Origin of the sequence: Providencia sp. PROV048, assembly GCF_033688165.1 — a bacterium.
GTDB lineage: Bacteria > Pseudomonadota > Gammaproteobacteria > Enterobacterales > Enterobacteriaceae > Providencia > Providencia hangzhouensis.
Window position 1 is genome coordinate 3813845 of record NZ_CP096360.1, and the last position, 15540, is coordinate 3829384.

At 39.3% G+C, this 15540-nt stretch carries 15 protein-coding genes; 7 read left to right on the plus strand and 8 right to left on the minus strand.

The window, feature by feature from the left end:
• Window positions 1-8: 8 nt before the first annotated feature.
• From M1F26_RS17025 to M1F26_RS17060, 8 genes are all read right to left on the minus strand, one after another.
• On the minus strand, window positions 9-2486 hold the full coding sequence (locus M1F26_RS17025) for a fimbria/pilus outer membrane usher protein (protein ID WP_140171785.1): 2478 nt from the start codon (window positions 2484-2486) through the stop codon (window positions 9-11).
• 74 nt (window positions 2487-2560) lie between these two features.
• Window positions 2561-3100 carry a fimbrial protein gene (locus M1F26_RS17030; protein WP_180359502.1) on the minus strand — a complete coding sequence of 180 codons (540 nt, stop codon included), beginning with the start codon at window positions 3098-3100 and terminating at the stop codon, window positions 2561-2563.
• Window positions 3101-3183: 83 nt separating this feature from the next.
• Complete coding sequence (locus M1F26_RS17035; protein WP_004259591.1) at window positions 3184-3726, minus strand: fimbrial protein; 543 nt, start codon at window positions 3724-3726, stop codon at window positions 3184-3186.
• A gap of 187 nt (window positions 3727-3913) precedes the next feature.
• The gene (locus tag M1F26_RS17040) at window positions 3914-4234 is read right to left on the minus strand and encodes a helix-turn-helix domain-containing protein (RefSeq protein WP_004259596.1); all 321 of its coding nucleotides are present in this window, start codon (window positions 4232-4234) and stop codon (window positions 3914-3916) included.
• Window positions 4235-4928: 694 nt separating this feature from the next.
• Window positions 4929-5522, minus strand: coding sequence for a sulfite oxidase heme-binding subunit YedZ (locus tag M1F26_RS17045; RefSeq protein WP_140171787.1), 594 nt, complete (start codon window positions 5520-5522; stop codon window positions 4929-4931).
• Complete coding sequence (gene msrP / locus M1F26_RS17050) at window positions 5522-6529, minus strand: protein-methionine-sulfoxide reductase catalytic subunit MsrP (protein ID WP_036958075.1); 1008 nt, start codon at window positions 6527-6529, stop codon at window positions 5522-5524. The genes M1F26_RS17045 and msrP overlap by 1 nt, the downstream gene beginning before the upstream one ends.
• 88 nt (window positions 6530-6617) lie before the next feature.
• The gene (locus M1F26_RS17055) at window positions 6618-7982 is read right to left on the minus strand and encodes a heavy metal sensor histidine kinase (RefSeq protein ID WP_140171788.1); all 1365 of its coding nucleotides are present in this window, start codon (window positions 7980-7982) and stop codon (window positions 6618-6620) included.
• On the minus strand, window positions 7979-8650 hold the full coding sequence (locus tag M1F26_RS17060) for a heavy metal response regulator transcription factor (protein ID WP_004259607.1): 672 nt from the start codon (window positions 8648-8650) through the stop codon (window positions 7979-7981). Before M1F26_RS17060 ends, M1F26_RS17055 begins: the two co-directional genes overlap by 4 nt.
• Window positions 8651-9092: 442 nt before the next feature.
• Here M1F26_RS17060 and M1F26_RS17065 point away from each other — a divergent pair, with 442 nt between their 5' ends.
• From M1F26_RS17065 to M1F26_RS17095, 7 genes are all read left to right on the plus strand, one after another.
• Window positions 9093-9641 (plus strand): tyrosine-type DNA invertase, encoded by a 549-nt coding sequence (locus M1F26_RS17065; protein WP_014657972.1) that lies wholly within the window; start codon window positions 9093-9095, stop codon window positions 9639-9641.
• Between the two features lie 419 nt (window positions 9642-10060).
• Window positions 10061-10375: a helix-turn-helix domain-containing protein gene (locus tag M1F26_RS17070; RefSeq protein ID WP_004259612.1), complete on the plus strand. Its 315-nt coding sequence runs from the start codon at window positions 10061-10063 to the stop codon at window positions 10373-10375.
• A gap of 10 nt (window positions 10376-10385) precedes the next feature.
• Window positions 10386-10616 carry a helix-turn-helix domain-containing protein gene (locus M1F26_RS17075; protein WP_110591112.1) on the plus strand — a complete coding sequence of 77 codons (231 nt, stop codon included), beginning with the start codon at window positions 10386-10388 and terminating at the stop codon, window positions 10614-10616.
• Window positions 10617-10785: 169 nt separating this feature from the next.
• A complete protein-coding gene (locus M1F26_RS17080) occupies window positions 10786-11322 on the plus strand; it encodes a fimbrial protein (protein WP_004259621.1) in 537 nt (178 codons plus the stop codon).
• Window positions 11323-11389: 67 nt separating this feature from the next.
• Window positions 11390-11926 (plus strand): fimbrial protein, encoded by a 537-nt coding sequence (locus tag M1F26_RS17085; protein WP_140171789.1) that lies wholly within the window; start codon window positions 11390-11392, stop codon window positions 11924-11926.
• A 92-nt stretch (window positions 11927-12018) separates the two neighbouring features.
• A complete protein-coding gene (locus M1F26_RS17090) occupies window positions 12019-14688 on the plus strand; it encodes an outer membrane usher protein (RefSeq protein ID WP_140171790.1) in 2670 nt (889 codons plus the stop codon).
• Between the two features lie 58 nt (window positions 14689-14746).
• A complete protein-coding gene (locus tag M1F26_RS17095) occupies window positions 14747-15535 on the plus strand; it encodes a fimbria/pilus periplasmic chaperone (RefSeq protein WP_036958076.1) in 789 nt (262 codons plus the stop codon).
• Window positions 15536-15540: the final 5 nt, after the last annotated feature.

A 15540-nucleotide genomic window follows, 5' to 3' on the forward strand; every position in this document is an offset into this window, starting at 1 on the left:
TCATTACATTATTGGCAAGGCAGCAAAACTGACATGCCCGAATTTATTTTTTCAGGCAGTTGAATTTTACATTGCGCTTTTCCACCCCAAGATACTGTTAACGTTTCTTTAGGATTTACTGCCATCAAGTACGCCAACCCATTTTCCATTAACATGGCAATGTTAATTCCATCCGCGTTTGTCACATCAGCACCAAACGGAGGTACCGTATCGTTATAACGAATGGTGGCAATGAGTTTTTCACCTTGTGCAACATCAAATCGCTGATAACCGATTGCCCCTTCTGTTAATGTCGAGGTTGCGATCGCCTTATTGGTATCAACGTTATTTTTTAACTTATCGACATCAATACGTGTGTCGAAGCTGTAATAGCTGACAATATCAGGCACAACAGAAATACCAGCCCAGTTAGTTCGCGTTTTTTCATGGTTAAACGGCACGCCACCAACACCGTTGGTATCGACCATAATTCTTGCTGTATCCGTTGTACCGGTGCTGTTATGCAATGCTGCACCATGCTTAGTAGCAGTGAAGCCACCGCGCAATGTCCCGTTGATCGATGCCGTTTGTCTTTCTTGATAGCTCACATTGGTATTAACTTCAGCAAGTTGCGTCCGTTTTTGATAATATCCATCAAACCGGACGCGATCATCGCTGCTTCGGCCGGCTCTAACTCGCCATAAATTATTCGTATCCCTGTTATCACTGTAAGACAGCATATGGCTGGTCTTACTACCACTATTTTGCAAGTCGTATCCAGCCCAACGGCTATCACCAACAGGCACTGAAACCGAAAGTGAAATGCTATCGTCACGTCGACCTCGATAGTCAGAACGGTAAGCCGCAATGTTGGTTGAGACACCATTGATACCCATTAGACGAAATGTTCGCCCCACGGATAAGCCATATCTATCTTGAGATGTTTGGTCCCAAAAGGTCTGATGGGTATAAGTTAAGAATACTGTCGTTCTCCAATCAGGATCATCAGCCCAAAAAGTTTTATTCCCTGTAACGGTATACATCTCTTTTTGACGGCCAATACCCAGATATTTGTTTTCACGCTCATCTAAATATTGCGACAGCGTTCTAAACTTATCCTGCGAGAAGCGGTAACCCGCAAAAGTAATCGTACTGTTAAGTTCATCAAATGACTTTGAATAACTCAGGCGATAAGAAGAACCCGTTTGTGTGTTATCACCCGGCATTCGGCTAATGGATTGTGTGATATCTGCAGAAAGTGCACCAAATATAGATAAATCGCGCCCTAATCCAGCAGATATTGCAGTGTAATCCCTACCCGCAAAAAGTAGGCCGCCAATGAGTGACCAGTTATTGCTCAGCCCCCAAGAGAAATCTCCCGTGGCAAACATTGGCCCCTCAGGCTTGTGATTAAATCGAGATGGCTTACCGACCGAAGCGTTGTAACGCACATAACCCGGGCGAGTTAAATAAGGGATATTTGCCGTATCAACTTGAAAAGTCGATACCTCGCCGTCATCACCTTCAACTTTGACATCTAGGGTTCCACGAATTGAACTTTGCAAATCCTGAATACTGAATGGCCCCGCAGGTACCGTCGTTTCATAAACGACACGCCCAGCTTGGGTTACAACAATTTTTGAATTGCTTTTCGCAATACCATTAATCTGTGGTGCGTATCCTCGCAGATTTGGCGGTAACATACGCTCATCACTGGCAAGGTTAAAGCCAGTGAAACGAATCGTGTCAAAAACTTGAGAATTTAAATAAATTTCACCCAGTGTCAGCTTAGCCGCCATGTGGATCAGAGGACGATATGCATAAAACTGGTTCCAATCGAATTTTCTATCGCCACGCTCGTTATAATTAGCTTGATAATCAGCTCTAAAACGCCATGCGCCCAAGTTAAATCCCGTTTGGCCATATGCCGATAATGAGTGTTTATTTGTATGTGTCGTCAAAGAACGAGAAACTGACCCGGTCAGGTTATAATCAAATATAAGGCCTGAAACCCCTGAATCCCAACGCTCAGGCGGCACCCAACTAGGATCGGAATATTTCATCCATGCCTGTGGAATAGTGATATCCAGTTTGCCTTCATGATTATTAATTTTAACGCCTGAAATAGGTAAAATATTTGAACATTCAGGGGATATGGCTTGGATTTTTTTTAACGCATCTTCTTTGAGCGCTAACATTTCAATTTGCTTAGGGGTAAAACAAACTAATGATTTTTCACTATCGTGAGGATCGGTAATATAAGTGACTTTCTGCTGAGACAATGATTGTCCATTAATATAGAGATCTAATAAATATGTCCCAGGAAATACGAAATTATCTTTAGAGAATCGAGTTAAATCAATATTGTTACGGTCACCAACATCTAATACGTCAACATTAAACTCAACAAGATCATTTGCAGACATATTTGGTGAATAGCAAAGTACTGCAATATATATTGCAAATAGTTTTTTTATATTATTTATATTTCCATTTAAAATAATCATTTTAGTTACTCAGTATTCACTCATTAGGCTAGAGATTTAGCTCAATTCTCTTTTATATGTAATTATTATTAGCTTTAGAAATAATCCATTCTAAACCTTAGAATTCCAGCGAAATCACCTGCCTTAATATGCTTTTGATAAGCAACTAAAATTGCAGTAAAATCTAATCTATTGCGCCCTTCTAATAATGTGTAATCCGGCATTTTTCTATTAAGTTTAAGTATTTCGCCGTGAGAGTCTCTAAACTGAATTCCAAACCCCTCTGAATCGCCGCTTACTTGTAAAAGTTGATCATCATTAACAGATGTTCCCATCATGGTTATTTGCGCGCGTGATGCACTACCTTTATCATTAGAAGGCAACGTACATCCAACGAGCTTTATAGCAAAATTCTTACTCACCAGCATATTGACATCAGGCGTGATCTCTCGGGCACTGATTTCACCAAAATTAACCCAAAGTTCTCGGCTTTCAGGATCAATCGTACATGAGGCTTCTATTAATTCACCTTGCATTACAATATCACCAGGGGTGTTATTGGAGGTCATTCCCCAACTTAATAGAGGCCATAGCAAACTAGAGCCTAATGCTATTTTTGCAACCCGAATAGTCATGGATAATACCATTTAGTTATTGGTAGATTTTATTAATGCGGAGTATTTAACACTCCGCATCTTGGTATAAAATCAATTACAAATTATTGGTAATCAATTTTAAAATTGATGGTTGAATCAAAGCTACCTGGAGTTACTGCATTAGATGCATTATCAGATTTTAAATAAGCAACGAATGGAATTGCAGTTTTACCATCAGTTAAATTAACTGCTGTAGAAGCTTGTCCCCAAACAACATCTTTATTTCCATTGTCTCTTAAACCGATACCAGCACCACTTGCAGTACCTGAAGTGAACGCCGCTAATGTATTATCATTAGGGTTAATAGTTGATGGTGTATAAGTTACAGTTGCAGTTTGTGCAACGGTAGTATCACACCCTTGCAGAACGATATCTTTCTTGATATTACCTGCACGCTCACCATTTTTTAAATTAGAAACAGGGATCTGATAAAAGTTTACTTTTACAGGACTTGATTCTTCACTTAAACCACAAGCAGAATTCACTAATTCACCTGAAAATTCGATAGTACCGTTAGTAGGTGTACCAGTATAAGCAGCCATTGCTGCGAACGAAGCAAAGCCTGATGCAAATACAGCACCCATTACAAATTTATTCAATTTCATGATTATTTAATCCTGTATAATACTCGTATAATGTATGTTTCGCCAAATAGTTGTTAATAACAACTTTAGATAAAAATAATCATTATTTTTAATTAAATTAATGATTATTTTTAATAAAGTTATCATATATACAAGTTATATTTACTGATTACACTTTGTAAAATAGGTTAGATTTTTATTGACTGAATTAACGCCACATTTTTTTAGTGTCTTTATCTAAGATAGCAAAATAATTATTTTCATTTTTTATAATACATTGTAATCTTTCATTATCGTATCTATCTATTACATGATTAAAAAGGTCTCTCCATGACTTATTGAATATCAAAAGGATTGTGTCCATCATTTCAAATGTCAGTTTTGTTTTTCCCGTTTCATATCGAGATATCTGCTGTTGACTAATATTCAATCTTTTTGCCAACTCTTCCCCTGTTAAGTTTCGCTCTTTTCTAATTCCTCTCAGATACTGCCCTATTTCTTTATTTATCTCATTAGAAAAATAAGTCATTTAATTTAACCTTTATATTAAAAATTAATTATAGGCACCAATCTGAACCATAGATACCGTCCTAAAATTTTTGATTATTATATGTCTGATTATTTATTTTGTATAATCGATAGAGCAAATTGATTACTATTAAAAAAATTTATCGCTCTATTAATATAGGAGAAATGTAACAAAAAAAATCACACTTAAATTAATAATATAAATAACAATACGTTATAGATTAAAAAACAAAGCTTATCACCCCAAAAATTACATTTTGATACACTTAAAAATATTAAAACATATTTTTTACTAATGAGATGTATTTTATGGTTAAATTTCGACCACGAAATACAACTTAAAAAAGTAGCTTTACTCAGATTTTGTGTTTGTAAATTATATGAGATTTTTTTAAGATTTATCTTAACCTTGTTATTTACAAACACCAACAAATTAATTATAAATTACCGTAAAATTTATAATCGAAATTATATACCATAGAAATCATCACTTGCGACCAATAAATTCCAACACAGTCTAAAAATCAGGGGATTTATTACACTAATAATGAGTATTAAGAGATTATATTTCACACATGTAATTTTGTGCTTTGATAACGTGAATGCCTAATACTGAGAAACTTCAGTACCGGCATTTGATAATATCAGGTAGGAATACAATTAAAGCACGTCAACCTTTATTAAGATTTTATTCGTTATGTTTGCTGGCTCCGCATGCGATAAGCAAACGCACTTCCCACGATGGCTAAATAGATAAATGGTTCAGGTGTTAAGGTTTTTAATGACAAAGTATAGTGGCAAAGCGCCAATATGAGCGTAGGGTAAAGCAGCATATGAATTCTTTTCCACCATACGCCCAAATAAAGGCGTATACGGTTGAATGAACTGACTGCCATCAACAATAAACACAACCAAGCTATCGCGCCAATCACTAAATAGAGCCGCGAAAAAATCTCTTCGAAAAATAGCGCCAAATTATTTACGCCAATTTCCAGTAATAGATAGCTACTTAAATGCAGCACAGCCCAGAAAAAACACCATAACCCCAGTAATTTTCGCGTCTGAAACAATGCGGTAAATCGCAATAATTTCGCAACCAGTGGGATCAGTACAATAATAACGAGCAAACGTAAAGCAGCTATTCCTGTAAAATGTTGGATATCTTTGGCAGGGTCGGCTCCAAGCCGTTGGGTATCGACTAAAAAAATCAGCCATACCAAAGGGAGCAAAGCAATAAGATGAAAGCTCCCTTTGGTTAATCCAACAATAAACTTATTGTCTTGGGGCATCAATAATATCTCCGCAAATCCATTCCTTGATACAAACTTGCCACTTGTTCTCCATATCCATTAAACAACAATGTTGGCTGGCGGGTCACTTGGCCTAAGCCCCCAGCACCAATAAAACGCTCGGTGGCTTGTGACCAACGAGGATGGCTTACATCTGGATTCACATTGGCAAAAAAGCCATATTCGCTCGGCGCTGATAGGTTCCATGTCGTGTCAGGCATTTGCTCAGTAAGGCGAATTTTGACGATAGATTTAATCCCTTTAAAGCCATATTTCCATGGTACGACCAACCGGATCGGTGCTCCGTTTTGGTTGGGTAATGTTTTTCCATAAACGCCGGTCGCCAGCAAAGTCAGTGGATTCATAGCTTCGTCTAAGCGTAGCCCTTCAACATAGGGGTACGATAAACCACCACCAATATAACGACTTTTTTGTCCTGGCATTTGTTCTGGTGCGTAGCGTGTTTCAAAAGCCACATATTTAGCTTTGCTAGTGGGTTCGACTAAAGCCAATAATTTCGCTAAAGGAAAGCCAACCCATGGAATGACCATCGACCAAGCCTCAACACAGCGCATGCGATAGATGCGCTCCTCTAAGGGAAACTTAGTGTTTATGTCATCTAAATTAAGCGTCAGGGGACGATTCACTTCGCCATCTATTGTCACCGTCCACTCATCCGTGACTAAAGTATGGGCATTCTCGGCAGGATCGGATTTACCGAGCCCAAATTCATAAAAATTATTATAACCAATCACTTTATCTTCAGGGGTGAGGGTTAAAGATGGCTGAAACTCTTCAGGTTGAATAAATGTCAGAGGTTTTCTTGGCGTCATCGGAGGTGTTGGCGTATCGTCATTGAACCAAGAAAACAGCCCCGCATTGGCCGTCGTCGCAACGGTTAAACCTGCAGCTCCAATGCCTAAAGCCTTAAGTAGCTGACGGCGTTTCATAAAAAAGAGGGTTTCATCCGTGATTTGAGATGCGGGAATTTTAGGTAACTTTTTCATCATGCGCTCCATAGCAAAAAGGATATGAAATTAGTTATACCGAAAGTACGACAAAAGTGGCTGACAGTAAGATGACAAATTTGTCATCTTACTTAATTGTAGGAAATTTCAGGGTAATGGTACTAGTTCCTGCATGGTGTTCAAAACTCGCTGATCCGCCATGTAATTCGACTATCGCTTTCACAATCGCTAACCCGAGTCCTGTTCCATCTGTGGTTCGAGCATTATCCCCGCGCCAAAAACGAGTGAAAATTTCATCACTGTTTTGTAGAAGTTCTCCTTGATTAGTGATTTTAATTTCCCGTTGTTGCGAAAGCGTATTAATTTGGGTAACGACACGGGTGCCCGGGTAAGAATATTTAATCGCATTGGAGACAATATTCACTAAAACTCGGCTGAGTAATACTGGGTCAGCATCCAGAGTCAGGGATGAAGGCTCACAATACAGCTCAATCTGTTTTTCTTCTGCATAGGCAGAAAAGAGTTCGTAAACATCGTTAACTAACATATATAAAGAAAGTTTTTCTCGATTTAAGGTAATATTTTTATTTTCCGCACGGGCAATAAACAAAGTACTTTGGATCATTTGTGACAGTTTATCGAGCTCTTCAATATTACTGACTATCATCCCTTCATATTCGCTAACACTGCGCGAGCGCTGAAGTGTAATTTCATTTTGTACCCGAATCGCATTAATTGGGGTTCTCAGCTCATGCGCCAAGTCATCAGCAAATTGAGTAAGTTTGACAAAATCATGCTTTAACCGCTGGCGCATCGTATTCATTGATTCACCCAGCTCTTTTAGCTCTTGTGGTAGCTGATCAATATCGATTGGATCATTTAATGCATGAACGTCTGTTTTGACCGTTATCTGGCTCAATGCTTGAATGTCGGATAACCCTTTTTTCAACAGCCATAAGCTAAGTAGCCCCATCAACAAAATTGAGAGGACAGAAATCACCACGCTTTGGGTGAGATATTGAGCCAACACGCCACTACGGTCGACAGAAACTTTACCAAGTACCACATGGAGCGGCCCTATTGGAGAATTCATCGAAAAATAGACCGCAGAAATAGGGATGCCTTGAGCAGTTTGCCAATGGTTGATGGCATTAATATTTAGCTGTTCAAGTTTGACTAACTGAAGAGGTTGAGAACCCAGTAATTCGCGATTGGTGGTGACCAATATGTGCCCTGCTGCATCAGAAATTTGGATTAAGTCTTGGCGCATGTCCATCATGCTTTGGAAATACATGGGAAGTGTTTTGATATCAATGCCACCAGCGATGAGTTTGGCAAGCTGCTCCGCACGGTTAACCAGTAAATTATTATCTTGTTGAGATAGTTCATTTTTGAGTGAATGATACAAAATCCATGTCACCACTCCAGCATTAGTAACCATAAGAATGATAAACAGAGAAATAAGTTTGAATCGAAGTGATTTCTTTTTCATTCTATTGGCCTATTTAAGCGGTATCCCATCCCACGAATAGTTTCAATGAGTTTAACGTCAAATTCATCATCGATTTTTTTTCTCAATCGACGGATTGCCACATCAATAATATTCGTGTCACTTTCAAAATCGATCCCCCAAACTTCGCTAGCAATTAAGGTTCTAGGTAAAATTTCATCGCAATGTAGAACGAAAAACAGCAATAAGGAAAACTCTTGCCGAGTTAAGGTGATTTTCTTTCCAGCACGCTCAACATCGTGGCGAGTTAAGTCGATTTTTAAATCCGCAATAGTTATGGTGGTTGAGGCTGGCTGGTTAATTTTTAATTGGTTTTTAACCCTGGCTAATAATTCAGAAAACGAAAACGGCTTAACGAGATAGTCATTGGCACCAAGCTCTAAACCTTTAATTCTGTCATCAACGGCATCCCGCGCAGTGAGGCAAATCACCGGTATGTTTTTAGCTGTGCGTAAGATTTTTAAAATTTCCCAGCCATTCATACCAGGCAGCATGATATCGAGGATCACCAATTGATAACTGTTTTCTAAGGCAAAATAGAGACCATCGCGACCATCATTAGTCACATCAACGAGAAAACCCGCTTCTTCTAACCCATTTTTGACCCACACTTGGGTTTTTAGGTGATCTTCAATTAATAGTATTCTCATGGGAACCTAATAGTGACTTTATTTGACTTAACTTCATTTCATCTTAAAGAAATTTTTTCTTTAAAGAAACGGGTAGGAATTTAACCATAAAATACTCGGAGAAAGACAGCGGGAAAAAACAACACGGAGCCATTAAAAGCAACTCGTAGAATGGTGAATGGGCCGGCACGAAAAATGGAAATTAGCTGCTTTCATCGACGAGTAAGTATTGTTTCGTAGGCAAATAATCCCTTTTCCCTCGCATTTATAACACAGAATAAAAATTGATTAACCAAATATAAAACTTTAGTTAATTAGTCTTCAATTACCGACTTGGCGGATAATAAATAATTTTTTATTTCACTCATAGAATAAAGGCATTATATTTATCTAAAAAAATTAATGTGTTAGGTCGATTAATTTAGATATGATTGACCTTTTTTGACTAAATAGGGAAACGTTCATGTCCACTCGTAAGTATTTAACTCAACAGGAAATATCTCGACTTTTAGCTGCTTGTCATTTGTCGCGACATCCCGAACGTAATTCTTGCTTAATTTATATGTGCTTTATACATGGTCTAAGGGCAAGCGAAGCCCTATCGCTAAAATTATCTGATCTTAACTTAGAAAGTAATGAACTTTATGTACACCGTTTAAAGAATGGTTTTTCAGTTAATCACCCACTGATTGATGAAGAGATCCCACTCATTAAAGCTTGGCTAAAAATTAGAAATACATGGAAAGGGAAAGAAAGTCAGTGGTTATTTTTATCTGAAAGAGGGACTGCCATGACTCGCCAGCGCTTTTATCAACTTTTTTCACGACTTGGCGAGCTAGCTGAGCTGACCCTAGGTATTCATCCCCACATGTTACGACATGCATGTGGTTATGCATTGGCGGATAGAGGCGCCGATACGCGTTTAATTCAGGATTATTTGGGGCATACGAATATACAACATACCGTACGATACACAGCAAGTAACCCTGCAAGATTTCGGGGAGTGTGGTAAGAAAGGTGCTATATGGTGGGATAAAGGCGCTAAAAGAGTTGTCAAAATGCACCAAATTGACAAACGTAATGAATTAGGTGCATCTTAAGTTAAATGAAAATACACGTCAAATACGTAGCGTGTAAATAACGCTATGTATACATTACTAAAAATAAGTACATTCCATTATTAAAAGATCATTGAATTTATTAATTTTTTCACATATTCAAACTCTCCATGCCACTTCAAACTTACACATTGTAATATTCTGAAATGCTTTATTTGGAATAATTAACTAATAATTTTAAAAATAAAATACAAAATTAAAATTATTCATTCATTAATGAAATATTTAACTAACAATATACAACTATTGTCAATTTGGTGCATTTTGACAACAGTTAAATTAGTAAATCATTCAGTTTCGTGAGGAAGATTTTATGCAATCTAACTTATCTCCTAAAGAAATTGTCGGGGGTAATATATATAAAGCCCGCCGAGCAAAAGGATTAAGTGGCTCTGAGTTAGCTGATTTACTTTTATGCTCTCAGCAACATGTTTCACGTATTGAGCGCGGAGTTATTCGACTACACCTAGAGCAGATTAAGCAAATTGCGAACTCGCTTGATATTGATATTAATTGTTTATTAGATGGTGTTGGATTTCAAAATAACTCAGTAAATTATATCCATAATATGGAATGTTATTTTAAAGCTGAAGGATGGTTTTCTGGATCTAGTCAATTTATGAAATAGGTTTAACCTTATGTCAGAAAATATAATAAAACCAACATTTAATATTATTGTAGGAAAAAAAATAAAAAAACACAGAAAAGAAATGAAATTAACTGCTGAGGAACTAGGGAGATATATTGGCGTAAGCCAACAGCAAATTTCCCGTTATGAATCAGGAGTTAACCATATTAACATTGATTTTTTATCTCAATTATCTGAGTTATTTAAAGTACCAATTCAAGTTTTTTTAATAGAAGACTAAATATATTTTTTAATTATTAACAATTCAATTTCATTTTTAGTATTTGATTTTTTAAATCAAATACTGGTGCTTTGCTTTTTTCCAGTTCATTGCAAATAGAGTGTCTGCAATGAGCAATGAAAACTGACACTCATTATTTACTTAACAATAAACATAGGACTTTATATTCATGAAAATGAAATCTATTGCAATGGCAACTTTTATGGCTCTGGGATTAGCTTCTGCAGCAAACGCAGCAGATCAAGGCCACGGTAAAGTAACGTTCAAAGGCGCTATTATCGATGCTCCATGCTCAATCTCTCCTAGCTCAATCGACCAAACAGTTGAATTAGGTCAAATTTCTAACATGGCATTAGTTGATGGCGGTAAATCAACTCCACGTCCATTCGAAATCACTTTAGAGAACTGTGATATCACTAAACTGACTAAAGGTGTTCAATTAACCTTTAGTGGTGCTGCTGCATCTTTCGACAATACCAATAAAACACTAGGTATTGTTGGTACTGGCGCAGGCGCTGGTGTTCAGATCACTAATGGTAGCGGCAATGTGGTGACTTTAGGAACAGCAGCACCATTCCAACAAATTCAAAATGGTAACAACACACTGAATTTCGCTGCTTACTTAAAAGGTAATGGTGGCGATATCGACACTATCACTGCCGGTGACTTTAGCTCAGTAGCGGATTTCACTCTGTCTTACGAGTAATTCATCTTGAGCCAACAAATTAATTTGTTGGCTCATTCCGACTGAATTGGGTGTAAGAGAGGGAGCAATGAATAATTCGATAACCAGTGGAGTGTTTTCATTGATCTTAAGTATAGGCACGTTGACTGCGGTATCAACTGCATATGCTCAAGGCTCAGTGAGTATGAATGGAAGCATTATTGAAACAGCATGTGCAATTGATGTCGGCAGCCGTGATCAAACTATTGATATGGGAAGTATTGCGCTGACTCAAATTCGCCGTGATGGGCAAGGACCTGCTCGCCCTTTTGTTATCCGATTAGTGAATTGTGTTCTTGAACGCCAAAATCCTGACAAACCGAATTGGCAATACTTTCGCGTAACATTCGATGGCTCCCATGACAGGGGGTTATTTGGTGTGAACGGACAAGCTCAAGGTGTTGGATTACAAATTCAACGTGAGGGAGATGGTGAAATTGCCATACCTGGCCAAGGAATGTCAGTGAGCTCCCTAACAGCTGGAACAAAAGATCTCACCTATCGGCTACGGTTGGTGGCGGATAACCGCCCATTGGCATCAGGCCAATACTACAGTCAATTACGTTTCAAACTGGATTATGAATAGTCGGTTCCTCTTATAAATGAAACTCCCCTTTGTAGGATGAGCTTCGTGAGCGAAATGACATTACGGATAAAAGAACGCAAAAGAAGGTCGAGATGATGACCCTGAATTTCATTCACACGCCTGTGTTACAGATAACTCGGCCTTGCAGATTAGGGCTTTTAGTCGCGTTGGCTATTAGCTTTGGTGGTCACGCATCCGATATTAAATTTAATATGGATATGCTAGACGTCAATGATCGTAACAACATTGATCTAAGCCAATTTGCGCGCCCAGGCTATCTCATGCCTGGTGAATACAGTTTTACGGTTTTCTTAAACAAGCAAAGCATGCCGGAAGAAACTGTCTTTTACTATGCACCTGAAGGTGAGTCGAATGAAAGCCTCCCTTGCCTGAGCCCTGCTTTAGTTGAAAAATTCGGTATCAAACCTGAATTGATGTCGACGTTAAAGTGGTGGCACGAAGGACAATGTTTATCGCTTGAAAGTTTACCCGGAACTGAAGTTAAAGCCGACCTTGCAACTTCGGCTATGTATATTAGTTTGCCGCAAGCCTACCTCGAATATACCGCTGAGAATTGGGATCCTCCTGCACGCTGGGAAGAAGGATTACCCGGCGCATTGTTTGATTACAACTTAAATGCACAAGTGGGCCAACAAACCCGCTCAGGACAACAAACCAACTACAGTACCAGCGGTAATGGGGTTGCTGGCGTTAACTTGGGTGCTTGGCGTGTTCGTGCTGACTGGCAAATGCGTATTGATAAGCAGCAAGGGCAAAGCACGACCACATCACTAGATTGGACTCGTTATTATGTCTACCGAGCAATCAAATCCTTAGGCGCAAAACTCACCTTAGGTGAAGATTATTTAACCTCTGATATTTTTGATAGTTTCAGATTTACAGGGCTTAGCCTGATTACCGATACCAATATGCTACCACCTAATCTACGTGGATACGCACCAGAAATTACTGGGGTAGCAAAAAGTAATGCAACCGTCATCGTGAGCCAACAAGGACGCATTATTTATCAAACTCAAGTCGCTGCGGGCCCATTCCGTATCCAAGACCTAAATGATGCATTAGCTGGGCAAATCGATGTTGAAGTTAAAGAACAAGACGGCTCAACACAGACTTTCACTGTAAATACTGCAAGTGTTCCGTATTTAACACGCCCGGGGCAACTGCGTTACAAATTAGCCGCAGGGCGCCCAACAAATTGGCGCCATCATGTTAGTGGCGATACCTTTGCAAGTGGCGAATTCTCTTGGGGGGTTAACAACGGCTGGTCACTGTATGGTGGTGGAATTGGTGCAGAAAACTATGCATCCGCGGCTATAGGGATTGGTCGTGACTTAATGGTATTCGGCGCATTGTCATTCGATATTACTCATGCTCGGGCACATTTAACCAACTTAGGTGATATTGGCAATAAAACGTATCGCGGGAGCTCGTATCGTTTAAGTTACTCTAAACGTTTTGATACTTATAACAGCCAAGTGACATTTGCAGGATATCGATTCTCTGAGCAAGGTTTTATGAGTATGTCTGAGTATTTGGATGCGCAGGAAACGGGTGCACGCCAATACAACAGCAAAGAAATGTATACCATCTCTTATAACCAACAATTTTCAGAGTTAGGGCTAAGTGCATTCATCAATTATTACCATCAAACCTATTGGGATCAACCAGATAACGACCGCTATAGTATTTCGTTAGCTCGCTATTTTGATATTGGTAAATGGAAGAATCTTAGCCTCAACTTGACGGCATATCGAAATCGTTATCGTGAAAACAATGATGATGGCATATACGCGTCACTCACAGTGCCTTGGGGTGAAAAAAGTTCCATTAGTTATAACAGTAGCTGGGATAAAAATGATAACTCACAGCGCGTGAGTTACTACAGCACCATCGATGAAAGAAATAACTATCAGTTAAGTACCGGATGGGCACGTTCAGGTGCACTTGTGAGCGGCTATTACACTCATCAGGGAGACTTAGCACAGCTCAACGCGAACGCAACATACCAACAAGACCGTTATCGATCTGCGGGGTTCTCTTTACAAGGTGGTTTCACCGCAACGGAGAAAGGTGCCGTACTGCATCGTGGTAGCCAAATTGGTGGTACTCGCATATTTGTTGATACCGATGGAGTACCTAATATCCCATTACGTGGTTACGGCTCGATTGTGCGCACTAACCGCTTTGGACAAGCCGTTATTAGTGACGTGAATAGCTATTACCGTAACCAAATTAGCGTTGATTTGAATGCATTACCAGATGAAGCGCAAGTGTCTCAATCTATAAAGCAAGGCACTTTAACGGAAGGGGCAATTGGCTACCGTCAATTTGATGTTGTCGCAGGAAACAGTGCGATGGCGTTGTTAAGGCTGTCGGACAATAGCACACCACCTTTCGGGGCAATTGTCTTAAATGGTCGTGGTCAGCAAGTCGGTATGGTGGGTGATGATGGAAATACCTATCTCACTGGTTTAAACGCAAAAGATACTTTGCAAGTTCGTTGGGATGACCAAGTGCAGTGTGAAATCACACTCCCTGATACCTTGCCAGAAGATGAATATTTACAGGCAAGCTGGTTATTACCGTGCCACAAACCGGGAGCAAAAGCCGCATCGCCAGCGACCATAAAGACACAATCAGCGAGTCGTGCATTAGAAGCAATGCCGAAAGCATCAGAACTCGTTGTGCCTGTTGTTGAAAGAACAGCGCCAAAGGAGTCAAGCCGCTGGTTACAAAAATAATAAAAATGAGTGGTACGCAAAGAGCGATGAGTGCTCCTTAACCATAGAAGATAACAATATGATGAATAACATGATGAAAAACAAATTGATGAACAAAAAAAACGCCCATAAAGCAGTATTCGCATTGGCTGGTGTTGTGTTGATTTCAACAACGCTATCCTCTGCTCAAGCGGCAGTTGCCTTAGACAGAACTCGAGCGATTATTACGGGAGACGAAAAATCGATCAGTTTAAACATCAGCAACGAAAACAAACAATTACCTTATCTCGCTCAAGGTTGGGTGGAAAATGAGAAAGGTGAAAAAATAAGCGACCCATTTACGGTATTGCCACCGGTACAGCGTGTTGAGCCGGGGGCAAAAAGCCAAATCAAAATCCAAGCTCTGCCAAGTGCCGCTTCTCTGCCGCAAGACAGAGAATCGGTGTATTACTTTAATTTGCGTGAGATTCCACCGAAAAGTGATAAACCCAATACGCTGCAACTGGCATTACAGACACGTATTAAATTGTTTTATCGACCAAAATCAATCATTCCAACACGTGAACAAATGGATAACCCATGGCAGGAAAAAGTGACTCTTACGCGTCAGGGTAACCAGTATACGATTAATAACCCAACTGCCTATTACGTTTCTTTTGTCGATGCTGTCCCCAACAAAAATGGACAGACAGTCGCAGGGTTTGAGCCCGTAATGGTTGCCCCCAAAAGCAGCAAAGCACTGAACGTCAGTGCAGACGCATTAGGTAATAAACCTGTGCTGACCTATATCAATGATTATGGTGGTCGCCCAACACTGTCGTTTACATGTCAGGGAAATAGCTGCCATGTGGTACCTGAAAAAAAATAGACTGA

Bases quoted from the DNA above. Each gene is read 5' to 3' on its own strand.
- M1F26_RS17025 (WP_140171785.1), bottom strand. From the start codon at position 2,486: ATGATTATTTTAAATGGAAATATAAATAATATAAAAAAACTATTTGCA.
- M1F26_RS17030 (WP_180359502.1), bottom strand. From the start codon at position 3,100: ATGACTATTCGGGTTGCAAAAATAGCATTAGGCTCTAGTTTGCTATGG.
- M1F26_RS17035 (WP_004259591.1), bottom strand. From the start codon at position 3,726: ATGAAATTGAATAAATTTGTAATGGGTGCTGTATTTGCATCAGGCTTT.
- M1F26_RS17040 (WP_004259596.1), bottom strand. From the start codon at position 4,234: ATGACTTATTTTTCTAATGAGATAAATAAAGAAATAGGGCAGTATCTG.
- M1F26_RS17045 (WP_140171787.1), bottom strand. From the start codon at position 5,522: ATGCCCCAAGACAATAAGTTTATTGTTGGATTAACCAAAGGGAGCTTT.
- msrP (WP_036958075.1), bottom strand. From the start codon at position 6,529: ATGAAAAAGTTACCTAAAATTCCCGCATCTCAAATCACGGATGAAACC.
- M1F26_RS17055 (WP_140171788.1), bottom strand. From the start codon at position 7,982: ATGAAAAAGAAATCACTTCGATTCAAACTTATTTCTCTGTTTATCATT.
- M1F26_RS17060 (WP_004259607.1), bottom strand. From the start codon at position 8,650: ATGAGAATACTATTAATTGAAGATCACCTAAAAACCCAAGTGTGGGTC.
- M1F26_RS17065 (WP_014657972.1), top strand. From the start codon at position 9,093: ATGTCCACTCGTAAGTATTTAACTCAACAGGAAATATCTCGACTTTTA.
- M1F26_RS17070 (WP_004259612.1), top strand. From the start codon at position 10,061: ATGCAATCTAACTTATCTCCTAAAGAAATTGTCGGGGGTAATATATAT.
- M1F26_RS17075 (WP_110591112.1), top strand. From the start codon at position 10,386: ATGTCAGAAAATATAATAAAACCAACATTTAATATTATTGTAGGAAAA.
- M1F26_RS17080 (WP_004259621.1), top strand. From the start codon at position 10,786: ATGAAAATGAAATCTATTGCAATGGCAACTTTTATGGCTCTGGGATTA.
- M1F26_RS17085 (WP_140171789.1), top strand. From the start codon at position 11,390: ATGAATAATTCGATAACCAGTGGAGTGTTTTCATTGATCTTAAGTATA.
- M1F26_RS17090 (WP_140171790.1), top strand. From the start codon at position 12,019: ATGATGACCCTGAATTTCATTCACACGCCTGTGTTACAGATAACTCGG.
- M1F26_RS17095 (WP_036958076.1), top strand. From the start codon at position 14,747: ATGATGAATAACATGATGAAAAACAAATTGATGAACAAAAAAAACGCC.